The sequence below is a fragment of the Agrobacterium sp. DSM 25558 genome (assembly GCF_900100825.1).
Classification (GTDB): domain Bacteria; phylum Pseudomonadota; class Alphaproteobacteria; order Rhizobiales; family Rhizobiaceae; genus Agrobacterium.
Map to the genome: position 1 here is coordinate 42,029 of NZ_FMUD01000010.1, position 15,757 is coordinate 57,785.

Here is a 15,757-nt window from a genome sequence, read left to right on the forward strand (position 1 = left end):
CAGATGTCGAAGCCCGCAACCGATTTTAATGATCCGATCAATCTACAGGTCATGTGGAACCGTCTGATCTTCATCGCTGACCAAGCCGACAACGTTCTTGGCAAGACGGCGTTCTCGCCCATCGTGCGCGAGAACCACGATTACGTGACCGTGCTGCTCGACAGCAAGGGTCAGGCGCTTGCCCAGTGCACATGGTCGATCCCAGTTTTCATCACATCGCTTCCAGCGGCAGCCCAGAAATACTTCCTTCCGAAATTTCCGGCTGAATCCCTGAACGAAGGTGATGTGCTGGCGACAAACGATCCTGAAATCGGCACCGGTCACCTGCCGGACGTAACTATGATCACGCCGATCTTCAAGAATGGCAAGGTCGTTGCGTATGCCGGCTCCATCGCTCACTTGCCGGATATTGGCGGTGCGCCGCTACACTCTGAGGCAAGCGATATCTTCGAGGAAGGCATCCGCTTTCCAATCGTCAAGCTACTAAAAGCGGGCGTGCCGAACGAAGACGTGTTCGATATTATCGCGGCATCTGTCCGTCTCCCCACGGAAGTCCGCGGCGATCTGGAATCGATGATCGCGGCCAATAATGTTATGGGCCGAGAACTCGTTAAGTTTCTGGACGAATATGGTTTGGATGATGTTGATGGTCTAGCAGAAGCGATCCATGTTCGTTCCGAAGCGCAGACCCGCAAGGCAATTGGTGAATGGCCGAATGGGAGCTACTCAGCAGAGATGCTGCTGGATGGTTATGAAGCCGACATCAAGTTGAAGGCTACCGTTATCGTCAAGGACGATTCCATTCATGTCGACTATGCCGGCACGTCGGATCAGGTTCTCCATTCAATCAACTGCCGCACGAATTATCGTTATGCCCACTCGGTTTATGCGCTGAAGTGCCTGCTGGACCCTGATACGCCTAACAATGAAGGCTGCATCACGCCTATTACCGATGATGCTCCGCTCGGCTCCATCTTGAACCCTGAGCAATGGACGGCTGGCAACTCCCGAAATCTAATCGGCCACGCTATTCCATCCCTGATTTTCAAGGCATTGGAAACCGTCGTGCCGAACAAGGTCATGGGCGATAGCGGTGGTGCCCCCATCTGGGCTGCCAACTGCGTGGGCCGCAGGGATGACGGAACCCAATATGGTTCTGTTCAAAACTTCCATGGCGGCCAAGGTGCGCGTGCGCAATTCGATGGCCTCGACACTTTGAGCTTCCCATCCAACTGCAAAGTCACCGCCATTGAAATGTTCGAAATTGCAGTTCCGGTTCTCACCGAGCGGAAAGAACTGATTGCAGATTCCGGCGGACGCGGAAAATACCGCGGCGGATTGGGTCAGCGCGTTGTCCTTCGCAATATCGGAAACACGCCCATGAATATCTACCTCGCTTCCGAGCGCGTTCGTCATCCCTGCTTTGGCGTTGTCGAAGGCGAAAGCGGCACCCCCGGCAAGGTATCGAAAGATGGGAAGCCACAGTTTCCCAAGGGAAAAGTCGTTCTTAAAACAAATGAACGGCTTGAAGTGGAGACACCAGGTGGCGGAGGATGGGGTCGTGCGAGCGAACGTGCGACACAGGACGTTGAACATGATCTTGCAGAAGGCTTGATTACGCTGAAGGCCGCGAAGGATGCATATAGCTACAACGGTAAACTCGCTGTAGCCGCAGAATAGGAGTTGGGAATGGGCTTGCTTGATGGAAAAACCGCACTGGTCACGGGTGCCGGAACGGGTATCGGCCGCGAGGCCGCCCTGCTGCTGGCGCAGGACGGTGCGACCGTTGTTCTCACCGGCAGGCGTCTTGCTCCGCTTCGGGAAGTCTCTGCGTTGATTGAGAAAAAGGGAGGCAAGGCATTTACCTATGTTCTCGACATCGAATCCCGCGATGAGATTTTTGCCACTGTGGAATGGGTCAAAAACGGCATCGGTCCAGTCGATATTCTCGTCAACAATGCTGGCAGCGCAAGCAAGGTGCTGAATGCCCGCTTTTTGAGTGAAGAAGAGTGGAACTCGACGGTCAATGTCAACCTGACCGCCGTTTTCAATCTGACGCAGGCAGTCCTTCCGGACATGATCGCTCGGGGGCAGGGAACGGTCATCACCGTTTCCTCGCTTGCGGCTCTTAACCCCAATCTGCTAGGCGGCGCGGCTTATGGCGCGGCAAAGGCGGGCGTCAAGAATTTCATGACCTTCGTTCACAACACCTACCGCAATCAGGGTATTCGGGCGACTACGATCCTTCCCGGCGAAACCAACACGCCGATAATGAACAATCGTGCCCGCCCGCCGCTGGAAACCGAGCGTGCGATCATGCTTGATCCGCATGATGTGGCCCGTGCTGTTCACCTCTGCGCCAGCCTTCAAAATGGCGCGGTGATCCCGGAGCTGCATATTTGCCCGACATTCATGCGCGACACATCTGCCGATATCGAGACAGCACGTTGGGTTGGCGCACCAGCCGACACGCCCGATTTGCCCAAGACAGTTAAGTAGGAGGAGCATCCATTATGAACGGTGCGAAGTTACGTGCCCGCCTTCAGGCCGGCGAAGCGATCACCATGTTCACGCCGCACCATTCATCATCCGGCATGGCTGCGCGTCTGGTGGAACTGGGTGCGGACTCTGTTTTTCTCGATTGCGAACATGGAACATGGAGCTTCGAAGACGTTCGTGAAACAGCGCAGATCGTCCGCTCCGTTAATGGTGCCGCGATTGTTCGCCCGCATTCACACGAACGTCCGCTTATCATCCGCTATCTAAATGCTGGTGCAGACGGTATCATGGTGCCGATGGTCGACACTTCGCAACAGGCGCAGGCGATTGTCGATACAGTGCGGTATGCTATTCCAGCCGACTACCAGAAGAGACTGGTGATCAGCATGGTCGAGACTGTCAAAGCCGTCGATAATCTCGACGAGATGCTGGCCGTTGAAGGCATCGACGTGTTCTTCATCGGACCTGGTGATCTATCACAGGATATGGGCTTTCCACCTGCGCCGCCCTTCGGTGAACCGCGCCCAGCGGTGGTTATGGACAAGGTTGCCGTTGCGGTCGAAAAAATCCGGGCTGCTGGAAAGATTGCCGGAACACTGACAACCTCTGACGAGTTGCCGCACTGGCTCGAGAAGGGCGTCCAGTTCTTTTACATGCATTCCGATCCGTTCCTGCGCATTGGCATGAACGGCGTTAAAAAGACACTGTCCCGTTGATCAGGACATTTCCATGACCTTTCCTCTCTTTGATCTATCCGGTTCGCGTGCGCTGGTTACGGGTTCGTTTCAAGGCATCGGTTTTGCGGCGGCGCAGGGATTTGCCGGGCATGGCGCTGAAGTCGTTCTGAACGGCCGTGATCGCAGCAAGCTGGAGTAAGCCGCTGCGCCGTTGCGGCAGGCTGGTCACAGCTCGGTTTCGATTTCGGACTTCGACGTGACAAATCCAGAAGCCGTGAAGCGCGGTGTTGACGCCATCGAGCTGGACATTGGCCAAATCGACATTTTGATCAACAATGCCGGCATGCAGTTTCGCACGCCGCTTGAAGATTTCCCTGTTGATCGGTGCCTAATGGTTTCTCGTTTGATCCTTTCGCGTTCGATGAGGATGGTCTGGCTGCGTCCGAAGTAGACGTCGGCTGGGGTGAGATTGTCGAGGCTTTCGTGGTATCGGCGATGAATGCTCGACGAAGGCCGCGATCTGGGCTTCGAGGTCAGGCTCAGATCCGTTGGTTTGTTCAGGATCTGGGAATGGGCCGCGCAAGGGCAATCATCGTCTTTTTCGGCGCGTTTCTGTTTGACACGATCGCAGCTTCCGTTGTCGCACTTCTGATCACTCTTGATGCCAAAAGTATTGCTCCTGCATCCGGGTGACGAGCGGATGTCCATGCGGGACCTAATGGCAAGCAACCTATCGTCGCCGGAGCCATAGGAGCACTCCTAGCGAAATCAGAATTCCGACGACGGCCCATAGCACGAGATAGGCTCCGAGATGGAGCATGTCGGCTTCGGCTGGACAGAAGCCGAGGACAGCGGTCGCAGAGACCACCACCAGAGCGGTGACAGCCATTGATATCCAGAAGAGCATCCTGTCTCCACGATGTATGTGATCGGGGAGATTCAAAATCGGAGCGCCCCGAACGATTGGGGTCCAGCCGACGGTCCGGCAGATAGAAGGTCGGATCAGCCTGTGCGATCAAAACGGGGCGTTCGGTTTGATGACCTTGCAGCGCCGGGTCCTCTGTGTGACGATCGTGTGCTCTGGAGGGTACCCATGAATCGCGGCGAAGATTTTGCACACATCGTCTACACGCTTCTCGTCGTTGAAAAGCAGAAGTCAGTCGAGGAGGCAGCCTTAGCCCCGATCCCACAGGCCTGACCGATCATCGTCCAGTCGATATGACCATTCATATACGCAGGCGATTTCCGGTAGATGATCAAACTGGCTAGATAAGGCCGTATTCTTCAACACTCGCCTGGATGCGATCGGAGCGAAACGAAGCTCGCAGAACTCCGAAATTTTCCGCTGAAAATGATGTGATGAAAGGTCGTGTTTGGTCATGGTCATTCCGTTTCTCTCGATACCAATGCCGAGGGCGAGCGGAAATAGGGTGCGCCCGTTAAACAAAATATGTTCAGGGTAAGTGCTCACTTGTTGATTGCTCCGTCTTGAACGGAGAGCCGTAGTTTGTTGTGCTGAGCGATAGATAGGCTTGCAATAGCTCATCTATTGAATAATCATGAGTTATAGACTGGGGTGCTATAACTCATGAAATGGAACTGGCAAAAAACTGATTGGCCAAACTTCAGGTACGACACCGCAAGCTTGGTACCATTAGAGCAAAAATTCTTGCAATCCGCCGGCGAGGTTATCGGTGCCGTTCGACATTTCAACGAGGACGACAGCAACCAACTTCGCATCGACTTGCTGAGCGACGAAGCGGTCAAGACCTCAGAAATTGAGGGGGAATTTCTGGACCGCGTGAGTGTTCAGTCATCGCTCCGCCGGCAGTTCGGGCTAAGCACTGATGATAGACAGATCCGCCCACAAGAGCGGGGGATCGCCGAGATGATGGCGGATGTCTATCGAAGCTGGCATACGCCGCTGCGTCATGACGGACTGTTCCATTGGCATTCAATGCTGATGGCGGGAAACCGATACATTGAAACGGTTGGCGCTTACCGGACGCATGAAGACGCCATGCAGATTGTGTCCGGTCGATTGGATAAGCCGACAATCCACTTCGAGGCTCCTCCGTCTCGCCAGGTTACCGGTGAGATGGAGACTTTCATCGCATGGTTCAATCAATCCGGGCCAGATGGCCAAACGTCGCTTCAAGCTTTGACGCGTGCAGCAGTAGGCCATCTGTACTTTGAAAGCATACATCCATTTGAGGATGGCAACGGCCGAATTGGGCGCGCGCTCGCTGAGAAATCGCTGGCGCAAAACGTAGGGCAGCCAAGCCTCATTTCACTCGCCTTTACAATTGAGAAGAGCCGGAAGGCCTACTACTCCGAGCTTGAGCGGCACCAACGTACGCTCGATATCACCGACTGGATCATTTTCTTTTCAGAAACGATCCTGGATGCTCAACGGGCGACGCTTGAGCGCATAGATTTCTTCATTCAGAAAGCAAAGTTCTATGATCGTTTTCGAGACCGGTTGAACGAGCGGCAGGAAAAGGTAGTCGCGCGTATATTCAAGGAAGGCACGGCAGGCTTCAAGGGGGGGCTAAGTGCCGAAAACTACATTTCTATCACAGAGACATCCCGCGCTACAGCAACACGCGACCTTCAGCAGCTAGTGGGGATCGGTGCAATGACGCGTACGGGTGAACGTCGGCATACCCGGTACTCGCTGTCACTGCAGAAATAAATTGCTGCTAGTTTAATGAACTCCACCAACGTTATTATCTACGTGAACGACTGTTCGATTCCATTCACATCAGGATTTTTGTCAATTGTTTATTCGAGTGGCATCGAATTTCTCCTTCTTAGGCGGATCCGCGGTCTGAGCCCATCGCTTTACCGGCTCGTTATCGAGCCTGTACAACCTCACATCCGGTCGCCGCTTCAACGGCAGACACCAATTTCCCGCTTTCGCGGGCGAGGGCTCAGGAGAACGGGACCAATCTCAAGACCGGCAGTTGAAGCCAAAAGGAATCCCGGTCCGTTCACCTGGATCCGTCAAGGCTGATCACGCCCTGAGGATTAGAATTTACTTCTCGCAGCCGTTTTGTATGTCAGGCGGTTTTCATGATTGCACCTTCGATCACGACGCCTGAAGCAACATATTTCCAAAGCGCAACGAGCAGCTTGCGGGCCAAAGCCACAGATCTCGATTTACAGGCTCGTAATCTCGTATTCCCTGAGTGACGAGCAGTCCCTTTATGCGATTGACGTGTAAGACATGTTCCGCAATCAGAGTTTTCCGCTCCCGCCCGATACGACGGTTGTCGTCCGCCTCGGGTGTAAGAAGTTCGACCATCGAGCACGCGCGGGGCTCGCCACGTTGCCATGCCATCAAAGCGCGGATCAGCGTTTTGCCGTCGATGGCGGCGGGGCATGGCAATCGATGCGGCCTCTACAATGTGGCTCTCTATCCAAGGTTCCTTGCTGAGCACTCATCCTAGCCAAAAGCCATCCAGTCCGGCCTCCTGGATCACCACCATCGGATAAAGCTTGTCTTTACGCCGCGTGGCCTTCTGGCGAAGTGCGGCAAAACACAAGAATGGCGGTGTCGCCTCCTGTAACTGTATGGCGAGACATCTTTTCGCTTCCTGGCGATAAAGCTGTCACGAGCCACGTCGATTTACTCAATTCCAACGAGACGAATAGTGCGCCCCTGACTCGCAAGCCCTCGCAGGGAAAAGTACTGTCGCCGATGCTGATGGTTCCAGACAGCTGCGATCCTACTCGCAACAAAGCGAACATCACTCTCACACAAGGTTTAATCATTGGACGGCGAATTCTCACCAGCGCAACAAGGATCGCCCGAGCATACCCCCCAGAAGCCCAGACAACGCGATCCCAAGTGTGTACCATAGGGAGACGAAAGTCAGGCCGTTCTCAATGCAGCCCCAGCTATAGACCCAGGCCCCGATTGAACCTGCTGTCAAGCCAGCAATGAGACCGGCGAGACGCGTGTGGGTGGGGGCGCCGCGTCGCAGGAACCAGAAGGTCGCTGCCATCAGCGGGGCACCGGATGCCTGGATGATCAGCGGGCAAAACCAGTAGGAAACGCCCGTCACCAGCTTGCGATACTCCTCAGGCGATGACGCCGTGTTGAGCTGTATAACGCCGATTGCGAAGACAAGCCCATAGATGATCAGCGCCGGGAGCGCCGCATCCACTGGCCTTCCACCGGGGCGCGCCACTTTCATCAGCGCAATGACGCCAACAATCGACAGAAGTAGCGGATAGGCGGATTTCACCCAAAAAACGGGCAGCGAAATAGCGTTAGAAATGTCGGGCCTCAAACCGTGGCCGAGCAGGATGAATGCTGCTGATAGTGCCAGGCTCGGCAGGATAGCAAGTACCAGCAACTTGCCCAGCGCGCCCTTGCGTACGGGCCGCAGGTCTCTCGCCAAGCCATCCATGAAATCATCCATCTTAGCCACGCTCGCCTCTCAATCTCGCAGCCAGTGCCTTGATACCCCGGTGGACACCGATCTTCACCATCGCCTCTGTCTTGCCACCGCTGGCGGCCGTTTCTGCAACCGAAAGGCCTTCCAGTCGCACCTGCCTGATCATCGTACCTTGCCAGGCGGGGAGACTGGCCAGCAGTCGGTTCACATCCATGGTAGCCGATACCGCGTCCTCGCTGTAGCCGTCCTCAATCTCCTCCACCGCCTCCAACCCAATGTGCGAACGGCGTCCGCTTCGTCGAAGGTGATCCACCAGCTTGTGGCGGGCGATGGTAAAGAACCAGGCCGTGAACGGTCGGTCTCGGTCATATGTTATGCGTCGCTGGTGCAGCGAAAGCAGCGCATCCTGCACCAGATCATCAACATCGGCAGAAGCGGAACGGCCAATCCGCCGGGCATAATAATTTCTCAGCAGATGCCGCAGCATATCGAGCAGGCAGCGATATGCGACCTGGTCTCCGTCGAGAGACAAGAGCATCAGCGCTTTCAGTTCAGACTCGGTCAGCTGCTTCATGTCGTTTCCGTCTCATACGGGCCAGCACAAAAACAGTTACACGCCCGCGGAAATAAAAGCGAGGAAGCCGCGGCTTAGAAAACGCGATCACATAGCCGTGATGACTGTAACCGCCTCGGCTGGCGGCCGAATGATCTCCTGTGAACCACAGCCGTGGAGTGCGGCGGGCACATCAACTGGGAGAAACACAATGACAATTCGTCTTTTCAGCACTGCCACCTTTGCAGCCCTTCTCGGCCTCTCGCTTGCGACCGGCGCAGCCCAGGCACAGACCAGCATGGACTCGATGAAGCAGCCCGACGCCATGAAGACCGACACGATGAGCAAAGATAGCATGAAGACCGACGGCATGAAGATGAGCGGTCGCAAGGCTGACTGTATGCACAAAGCGGGCATGGAAAAGAACAGCATGAAGAAATCCAACATGATGAAGTCCTGCGAGGCAATGAAGTAACCTCTCGGCGCCCTCGCATATTTGCGGGGGGCGCCGCGTCTAGACCGAACCCGTAGTCATGAGGAAAAGCCATGGACGCCTCCGCCAAGCCCGCCCCGACAACACGCATGCTCATCCGTCGTCATAGCCTGACCGTGCGCTTGTCACACTGGCTCAACGTTCTGTGCATGACTGTGCTCCTCTTCAGCGGCCTGCAAATATTCAACGCCCATCCAAACCTTTATTGGGGCCAGTACGGTGCCGATAATGATCCCTCCTTCATCTCCATGGAGGCGGTCCAGGACGGCGATGCTGTCAAAGGCGTTACTCGTATCGGTAGCCTTTCCTTCAATACGACAGGTGTGCTTGGCGTTTCCAATGTCGATGGCGAGCCGACCGCCCGCGGTTTTCCGGCCTGGGCAACGCTGCCGAGTTATCAGGACCTTGCCACCGGTCGCCGTTGGCACTTCTTCTTCGCATGGCTGTTCGTTATCAACGGGCTGATCTATATGGGCTACGGTTTTATCGCCCGGCATTTTCGCCGGGACTTACTGCCCCGTCGAGATGAGCTGACACCTGGCCATCTCGGCCACGAGATCGCCGACCACGCACGCCTGCGCTTTCCCAAAGGTGAGCAGGCCCGCCATTACAATGCGCTTCAAAAGCTCACCTATCTGCTGGTGATCTTTTTGCTACTGCCGATGATGATTGGCACAGGTCTTACCATGTCGCCGGGGTTTGATGCTTTCGCCCCGTGGCTGCTCGATCTGTTCGGTGGGCGTCAATCGGCACGCACGCTGCATTTCATTACCGCTAACGCACTTGTCGCCTTCGTTGTCGTCCATGTCGTTATGGTGCTGGTTTCCGGTGTCTTCAACAACATGCGTTCGATGATCACGGGCCGTTACGCCATTCATGTGGAGCTGAAGCCATGAGCCGCCTCATTACCCGCCGCCGCTTTCTGATTGGTTCAACACTGACAGCCTCGGCGCTTGGGCTCAGCGGTTGCGATGCGCTGGTCGAGAACCCCACGGTGCAACAGGCTTTGCGCATGGCCGAGGGGCTAACGATGCGCACACAGCGTCTGTTGCTCGGGGATAACACGCTGGCGCGGGAATTCACCGTGGCGGACATCTCATCGACCTTTCGCGCAAACGGCACCAGCATGCCCGATAGCCCGCAATATCAGGAATTGCTCAACCAAAAATTCTCGCAATGGCAACTGGAAATCGGCGGCCTAGTCGAAAAGCCGACAAAACTGTCGCTTGCCGCGCTGAAGGCGATGCCAACGCGGACGCAGATCACCCGCCATGACTGCGTCGAAGGCTGGAGCGCCATCGGTCAGTGGACCGGCGTGCCGCTCGGTGCACTGCTGGCCAAGGTGGGGTTGAAGCCGGAAGCCCGCTACATCGTCTTCCACTGCGCCGACGAATACGAAAAGTCCCTTGATGGCAGCGGCTGGTATTACGAAAGCATCGATCTTGTCGATGCGTTCCATCCCCAGACCATCCTCGCCCATTCCATGAACGGTCATGATCTGGAAGTGCCGCATGGCGCGCCGCTCAGGCTGCGGGTCGAACGGCAGCTCGGTTACAAGCAGGCAAAATACCTCATGCGCATGGAAGCCGTTGCCGATCTATCGAGCATCTATGGCGGCAATGGCGGCTTCTGGGAAGACCGCGGCTACGAATGGTACGCTGGCATTTAATGTTCAACAGGCCGGCAGGATTTGCCGTTCCTTCTGAAAAACCGGCGGATTTCCAACCCGCATCTGCCGGTGGTTTGAAACGATAGGGCTCTGAAAGGAAGAAGATATGCTATCCATTTCCAAGATTGTTTCCAGAACCGGTACATCGGTGATCGCAGGCACGCTGTTGGCCATGTCTGCGGGCTTCGCAGCGCAGGCCGCCGATCAGGTGCGGGTTCGTGGCACCGTCGAAAGCTTCGAAGGTAAAACCCTATCGGTCAAGACGCGCGAAGGCACGGACGCGAAGATCATGCTCAAGGATGACTGGAAAATTTCGAGCGTCGCCAAAGCCTCGGTCGACGACATCAAGCCGGGCGATTTTGTCGGAATTGCTTCGATGCCAACTGCAAGCGGTGGTGACGGCGCGCTCGAAGTGCTGATTTTCCCAGCCGCCATGAAGGGCACCGGCGAAGGCAGCTATGCCTGGGATTTGAAGCCTAACAGCTCCATGACCAATGCCACTGTCGCCGATGCGGTCAAATCGGTCGATGGCCGCACCGTAACAGTCTCCTATAAGGGCAAGGAAAAGAAGATTTCGATCCCTGACGGCACGCCGGTCGTGACATTCGCGCCTGCTACCGAAGCCGATCTCAAGGCAGGTGCCACCGTGTTCGTGCCATCTGAGAAGGCAGCCGATGGCTCGATGTCGAGCGGTCGTGTCGTTGTCGGCACCAATGGCGTCGTTCCACCGATGTAAAAAAAACTTGTCGGAACTAAAGAGTGGCGGTTAGAAATTTCCGCCATTCAAAGTGTGCATGACGTCAAAACATATTCAGAAACTCTTACATTTTAGTATCGGTTCATGTGTCTTTGGGTCGTAACCGTTCAAGGCGATTACCAATCATTTTGACCCGATACAAAGTAGCTAGCACCTGATCGAGTTCTCCACTTCAAGTGTCTATATATCTGTCATCGCTTTGTTGCGTAAGCGCAACGGTGAGCCAAGAAACGCGTGATTGATAAACGACATAGCTACAGATGCATCCATTCAGGCTTCCTATCGCTGAATGCCTATCTATTTGAAAACTTGACAATTCTACACATGTTTTTTCTAATTTTGAAAACACGCCATTCTTGCAGACTAGAACCACTCTAAGAAACTAAGCTTGCAGCATGTTTACACAGGGGATTAAAGCATTGGAATGTCTCGCATAACGATGGGACTCCAAACTTGAAGCCGCGAAAATGAACAAACTGACACGTGTTAATAACTCAAATAAGGCAAGCCACGGGCTTGATGTGGTCTCAACATGTCGTCTGGTGGCTTCGGAAAATGGTTCGTATGTCGCCAGAGAAGGCCACCGTTAATTGGCCTGGGATCTGCACGGACTTTTCCTTCGCCATGCAAACGGCATTGCCCGTTCACTGCGCAGGCGCGGGCTAAGCGAAGAGACGGCTGCTGACATTACCCAGGACACGTTTCTGCGCGTACTTTTGGTGCCACCGGCAGAAAATGTCACCAATTCCAATCCGGCGGCTTATCTTTATCAAGTGTCACGCAATCTCGGCATAAATCATCAGCGGCGGGAATGCCTGATGGACACGGTCGATCTTGGCGATGAAAGCGTTACAAATATCGTCGATCCATCTCCGCTTCCTGACACGGTGGTATATGACCGTCAGAGGCTGCGGCTCACAGAGGAAGCGCTTGCGGAACTTCCGGAGCGCACACGCCGCGCATTCGAATTGCACAGACTGGGTGAGCGCACCATCAGTGACGTCGGGCAGGAAGTCGGGTTGTCCACCTCGCGCACGTGGGCTTTGATCCGGGACGCATATCGCCATATTGTGATACGAACCGGCGGGATGTGATTTATTTTGGTTGCATCAAGAGAAAATCGCGGTGCTTCGTTTGTAGTAGATGCTAAGGGCAATGCGCAATGACATCGCTTTGGTGCCTGAAACCGGAAAACACGCATGAATGTTGCTGCGCCAGATCCCCAAAGACTGCTTGATGAGGCCATTGATCTCGTCATTCGTTTGCAGGTAGATCCCGGCAATTCAGTAACCCTCGAAATGATCAGGACATGGCGCAAGCGTGGCCCTGAATATGAGGAGGCCTGGTCCAGTGTGGCAGATGCCCACGGTATGAGTGGCAAGGTTCTGACCGACCGCGCAACGGCCGAAAACCGCAAAAGACTAGGACTGACGAGGCGCAATTTTGTCATTGGTGGCACTGTCGGTCTTGGCGCGGCACTAGCCGGGACAATCTATGGACCTTCCATAATTCTCCAGGCCAAGGCAGATTACTTTACCGCAAAAGGTGAAATCCGCGATTTCCAGCTCCAGGATGGAAGCGTTGCGACACTTGGGCCAGACAGTGCAATTGCCGTGAATTACACGCCCGAAAAACGTGGTATCGACCTTCTTTCAGGCATGTCCTTTTTTGATGTCGTCCGAGACCCCCGCAGACCCTTCGTCGTTCAGACCGCTGGCTTGACCGCAACGGCAATTGGAACAGCTTTCGATGTTGCCAATGATGCAGGCATCCTGACAATCTCTGTCGACCACGGCATCGTAGAGGCCCGCACATCGGTGTCGTCGCGGGAAACCGGCGAGCGGTTGAGACAGGGAGAGTGGCTGTCCTTTGATCCCTCGTCGGACGGCATCCAGCGTGGAACGCGCGATTTGGCGCAGATCGCTGTGTGGCGCGATAATGTTATTGTGGCCGAGCGGGAAACTGTATCGGCCCTCATCGCGAGGATCAGTCGTTGGTATCCTGGTAGGATCGTGATCGCTGACCCGTTTGTCGGATCGCAGCGGATCAGCGGCCTCTTTGACCTTCGCAATCCCCAACGCGCGCTCGAGGCCGTGGTGCTTCCGGCTGGCGCGCAGGTCAGACGTATATCGTCCAATTTGACGATCATTTCGCCCGTCTAAAAATAATTCCGAAAAAAAGAGAAAAAATCGAAGCCCCGTTTGTAATAGCTACAGGGGTTACGATACCGACGCTTACGGCACGCACCCCTTAACACGATCGAGCAGGAGAATAGGGGCTATGGTGCAGTTGTCGGGGAACGGACGTAAAACAAATGGCAAACGCAAAGCGCTGATTACCACGCTGATGATGAGCACCAGTATCGGCTTGGGCATCGGTGTGACGGCAAGGACGGCATTCGCGCAGGCGGCGGCGCAGACGAATTTCTCGATCAATGCCGGACCGCTCAATCAAGCTCTGATGACATTTGGTCGCCAGACAGGCCTTCAGATCACCTATCTCGCATCAATTGCCGCTGGAAAATCGTCGCCCGGTTTTTCTGGAAACGCGACACGCGAGCACGCGCTTGCCAGCATTCTGAAGGGTTCGGGCCTGACATATTCCTTCCCGAATGCGACGACCGTGGCGATCGCCGCTTCTGGGCCGCTTGCTTCGGGAGCGAATGTCTCGATCGATGGATCGACTGTGCTGGAGACCATCATCGTTGATGGAGCCACAAACGGTGTAAACAGCTTCGTGGTGGCGAATAGCTCTTCCGGAACAAAAACGAATGCACCTCTTGTCGAAGTGCCACAATCCATTTCCGTTGTAGGTCGAAAACAGATCGACGCACAGAACGCGCAATCCGTTTCCGAAATCCTACGATATGTCCCCGGTGTGACGATCGAAACCTATGGCCCTGATCCAAAAGGCTATGACTGGATCATGATGCGCGGTTTTAATGCCCAGTCCACCAGTTCCTATCTTGACGGGCTGCGCCAGATTTCGAGCGGTTACAGCTTCTTCCGGACCGACCCTTATCAGCTTCAATCGGTAGAAGTACTGCGAGGTCCATCATCTTCGCTCTACGGTCAAAGCGATGCCGGCGGCATCGTCAACAAGATTTCGAAGAAGCCGACAGACACACCGGTCCGCGAGGTCGAGGTTGAATATGGTAGCAACCAGCGTGCACAGGTCGGGTTCGATCTTGGTGGTCCGGTTAATGACGACAAGTCCGTCATGTACCGGGTGACCGGCGTTGCACGGAACAGCAACACGCAATTCCAGTATTCCGATGGGACCGATATTGGCGACGACCGGCTGATGATCGCGCCTTCGGTCACATGGGCGCCGGATTCAGACACGTCGCTCACCGTCACTGGGCAGGCACTGCGCGATAAGAGTGGCGGCACAGTCCTGATGTTCACGCCGACCAATACGCTGATAGGTGATCATACCTTCAACAAAAGTGTCCAGGAACAGGGGACGATCGGATACGAGTTTTCCCACCGCTTCAGCGACACGTGGACCGTTCGTCAAAACCTGCGTTACGGCCACGCAGAATTCAAGCTCGACAATCTTCTGGCCACCGGAATGGATGCTTTCGGCAATCTAATCCGCGGCACCCGCCGCTTTGATGAGAGCCTTGATGCGCTGACGATAGACAATCAGGCGCAGGCAAACTTCGACACCGGAGCTTTTGCGCATGAACTGCTGCTGGGCCTGGACTATGCGCGCTCGGACGCCGATGTGAAGCGTTATAGCGGATCGGCTCCTTCGCTAAATCCGAACAACCCGGTCTATGGCGTCGGCATTCCGCAGCCCACCACCGCATTCGCCAATTACAAGGAAAAATATCAGCAGATCGGGCTTTACGCGCAGGACCGGATTAATCTGACGGATAACTTCATTGCAACGATTGGTGGTCGTTACGATTGGGTTGACATCGACACGAACAATCGACTCTCAAGCACGAATTCGTCTCTTGACGTCGGCAATTTCAGCGGTCGGGCCGGGCTAAGCTATAAGACGCCGTGGGGCCTTGTTCCCTATGTCAGCTACGCAGAATCCTTCGTGCCAAACACCGGCGTCTCTTCCTCCGGTACTGGCTTCGACCCATCGACCGGACGCCAGTGGGAAGTCGGCGTTAAATATGAACCGGTGGGCATCGATGCGCTGTTTACGGTGGCATGGTTTGATATCGTCAAGTCGAACGTATTAACGCCAGAGCGGAACGGTGCCGGCGCGTTGACTAATTTCTTTGTCGCAACCGGCGAAGTGCAGTCACGTGGTGTGGAGTTGGAAGGCAAGTTCAGCATCGCAAATGGCTGGGACCTGACAAGCTCCTATACCTGGACAGATGCCGAGATTACGAAGGACAATTCAGGATTTGTAGGCAAGACACCCTATCTGGTACCTGAACATCAGGCCTCCGCCTGGCTGAACTACACCGTTTACGACGGCGTTCTGGAGGGTCTGTCGATCGGTGGTGGTGTACGGTATGTCGGCGATAGCTTCGGTGACAACGCCAACACCGTGAAGGTGGATGGCCGTACCCTGCTCGATCTGGGAGCCAGCTACAAGGTGAGCGATAACGCAACCGTTTCTCTCAACGCCACCAATGTGTTCGATAAGAAATATTACACGACATGCGAAGACAGTATGTCTTGCTATGAAGGTGATCGCCGTAGTGTTATCGGTCGCCTCAAGGTGAATTTTTGAGG

The 15,757-nt window shown here is 55.0% G+C and carries 13 protein-coding genes and 3 pseudogenes; 12 read left to right on the forward strand and 4 right to left on the reverse strand.

Going from position 1 to position 15,757, the window contains the following annotated elements; all coding sequences use genetic code 11:
• The first annotated feature begins 3 nt into the window (after positions 1-3).
• The 4 genes and pseudogenes from DSM25558_RS10770 to DSM25558_RS28235 form a co-directional block, all read left to right on the forward strand.
• Positions 4-1,680 (forward strand): hydantoinase B/oxoprolinase family protein, encoded by a 1,677-nt coding sequence (locus DSM25558_RS10770; protein WP_077104602.1) that lies wholly within the window; start codon positions 4-6, stop codon positions 1,678-1,680.
• 9 nt (positions 1,681-1,689) lie between these two features.
• Entirely contained in the window at positions 1,690-2,499 is an 810-nt protein-coding gene (locus tag DSM25558_RS10775) for an SDR family oxidoreductase (RefSeq protein WP_077104604.1), read from the forward strand.
• A gap of 14 nt (positions 2,500-2,513) precedes the next feature.
• Positions 2,514-3,215 (forward strand): HpcH/HpaI aldolase family protein, encoded by a 702-nt coding sequence (locus tag DSM25558_RS10780; protein WP_077104606.1) that lies wholly within the window; start codon positions 2,514-2,516, stop codon positions 3,213-3,215.
• Positions 3,216-3,228: 13 nt separating this feature from the next.
• Positions 3,229-3,561, forward strand: a pseudogene (locus tag DSM25558_RS28235) (SDR family NAD(P)-dependent oxidoreductase); the annotation flags it as partial.
• Here the strand turns inward: DSM25558_RS28235 and DSM25558_RS28240 are convergent.
• A pseudogene (locus DSM25558_RS28240) lies at positions 3,558-3,711 on the reverse strand (IS3 family transposase); the annotation flags it as partial. The pseudogenes DSM25558_RS28235 and DSM25558_RS28240 overlap by 4 nt on opposite strands.
• A gap of 1,053 nt (positions 3,712-4,764) precedes the next feature.
• Here DSM25558_RS28240 and DSM25558_RS10800 point away from each other — a divergent pair.
• Positions 4,765-5,871: a Fic family protein gene (locus DSM25558_RS10800; protein ID WP_077104610.1), complete on the forward strand. Its 1,107-nt coding sequence runs from the start codon at positions 4,765-4,767 to the stop codon at positions 5,869-5,871.
• 459 nt (positions 5,872-6,330) lie between these two features.
• On the opposite strand, the pseudogene DSM25558_RS29280 reads toward DSM25558_RS10800, so the two are convergent.
• The 3 genes and pseudogenes from DSM25558_RS29280 to DSM25558_RS10815 all read right to left on the reverse strand — a co-directional run.
• Positions 6,331-6,881, reverse strand: a pseudogene (locus DSM25558_RS29280) (IS110 family transposase); the annotation flags it as partial.
• A gap of 86 nt (positions 6,882-6,967) precedes the next feature.
• The gene (locus tag DSM25558_RS10810) at positions 6,968-7,606 is read right to left on the reverse strand and encodes a DUF1109 domain-containing protein (RefSeq protein WP_083716411.1); all 639 of its coding nucleotides are present in this window, start codon (positions 7,604-7,606) and stop codon (positions 6,968-6,970) included.
• A 1-nt stretch (position 7,607) separates the two neighbouring features.
• Complete coding sequence (locus DSM25558_RS10815) at positions 7,608-8,156, reverse strand: sigma-70 family RNA polymerase sigma factor (protein ID WP_077104614.1); 549 nt, start codon at positions 8,154-8,156, stop codon at positions 7,608-7,610.
• Between the two features lie 190 nt (positions 8,157-8,346).
• On the opposite strand from DSM25558_RS10815, the gene DSM25558_RS10820 reads away from it, so the two are divergent.
• The 7 genes from DSM25558_RS10820 to DSM25558_RS10850 all read left to right on the forward strand — a co-directional run bounded on the left by DSM25558_RS10820 (position 8,347) and on the right by DSM25558_RS10850 (position 15,755).
• On the forward strand, positions 8,347-8,610 hold the full coding sequence (locus tag DSM25558_RS10820; RefSeq protein ID WP_077104616.1) for a pentapeptide MXKDX repeat protein: 264 nt from the start codon (positions 8,347-8,349) through the stop codon (positions 8,608-8,610).
• A 71-nt stretch (positions 8,611-8,681) separates the two neighbouring features.
• Entirely contained in the window at positions 8,682-9,524 is an 843-nt protein-coding gene (locus tag DSM25558_RS10825; protein WP_077104618.1) for a cytochrome b/b6 domain-containing protein, read from the forward strand.
• Positions 9,521-10,297: a molybdopterin-binding protein gene (locus DSM25558_RS10830; RefSeq protein ID WP_077104620.1), complete on the forward strand. Its 777-nt coding sequence runs from the start codon at positions 9,521-9,523 to the stop codon at positions 10,295-10,297. The genes DSM25558_RS10825 and DSM25558_RS10830 overlap by 4 nt, the downstream gene beginning before the upstream one ends.
• Positions 10,298-10,403: 106 nt before the next feature.
• Positions 10,404-11,033, forward strand: coding sequence for a hypothetical protein (locus DSM25558_RS10835; RefSeq protein WP_143240074.1), 630 nt, complete (start codon positions 10,404-10,406; stop codon positions 11,031-11,033).
• Positions 11,034-11,644: 611 nt separating this feature from the next.
• Positions 11,645-12,148 carry a sigma-70 family RNA polymerase sigma factor gene (locus tag DSM25558_RS10840; RefSeq protein WP_077104622.1) on the forward strand — a complete coding sequence of 168 codons (504 nt, stop codon included), beginning with the start codon at positions 11,645-11,647 and terminating at the stop codon, positions 12,146-12,148.
• Between the two features lie 105 nt (positions 12,149-12,253).
• A complete protein-coding gene (locus tag DSM25558_RS10845) occupies positions 12,254-13,216 on the forward strand; it encodes a FecR family protein (protein WP_077104624.1) in 963 nt (320 codons plus the stop codon).
• 118 nt (positions 13,217-13,334) lie between these two features.
• The gene (locus DSM25558_RS10850) at positions 13,335-15,755 is read left to right on the forward strand and encodes a TonB-dependent siderophore receptor (RefSeq protein WP_077104626.1); all 2,421 of its coding nucleotides are present in this window, start codon (positions 13,335-13,337) and stop codon (positions 15,753-15,755) included.
• Positions 15,756-15,757: the final 2 nt, after the last annotated feature.

Bases quoted from the DNA above. Each gene is read 5' to 3' on its own strand.
- DSM25558_RS10770 (WP_077104602.1), top strand. From the start codon at position 4: ATGTCGAAGCCCGCAACCGATTTTAATGATCCGATCAATCTACAGGTC.
- DSM25558_RS10775 (WP_077104604.1), top strand. From the start codon at position 1,690: ATGGGCTTGCTTGATGGAAAAACCGCACTGGTCACGGGTGCCGGAACG.
- DSM25558_RS10780 (WP_077104606.1), top strand. From the start codon at position 2,514: ATGAACGGTGCGAAGTTACGTGCCCGCCTTCAGGCCGGCGAAGCGATC.
- DSM25558_RS10800 (WP_077104610.1), top strand. From the start codon at position 4,765: ATGAAATGGAACTGGCAAAAAACTGATTGGCCAAACTTCAGGTACGAC.
- DSM25558_RS10810 (WP_083716411.1), bottom strand. From the start codon at position 7,606: ATGGATGATTTCATGGATGGCTTGGCGAGAGACCTGCGGCCCGTACGC.
- DSM25558_RS10815 (WP_077104614.1), bottom strand. From the start codon at position 8,156: ATGAAGCAGCTGACCGAGTCTGAACTGAAAGCGCTGATGCTCTTGTCT.
- DSM25558_RS10820 (WP_077104616.1), top strand. From the start codon at position 8,347: ATGACAATTCGTCTTTTCAGCACTGCCACCTTTGCAGCCCTTCTCGGC.
- DSM25558_RS10825 (WP_077104618.1), top strand. From the start codon at position 8,682: ATGGACGCCTCCGCCAAGCCCGCCCCGACAACACGCATGCTCATCCGT.
- DSM25558_RS10830 (WP_077104620.1), top strand. From the start codon at position 9,521: ATGAGCCGCCTCATTACCCGCCGCCGCTTTCTGATTGGTTCAACACTG.
- DSM25558_RS10835 (WP_143240074.1), top strand. From the start codon at position 10,404: ATGCTATCCATTTCCAAGATTGTTTCCAGAACCGGTACATCGGTGATC.
- DSM25558_RS10845 (WP_077104624.1), top strand. From the start codon at position 12,254: ATGAATGTTGCTGCGCCAGATCCCCAAAGACTGCTTGATGAGGCCATT.
- DSM25558_RS10850 (WP_077104626.1), top strand. From the start codon at position 13,335: ATGGTGCAGTTGTCGGGGAACGGACGTAAAACAAATGGCAAACGCAAA.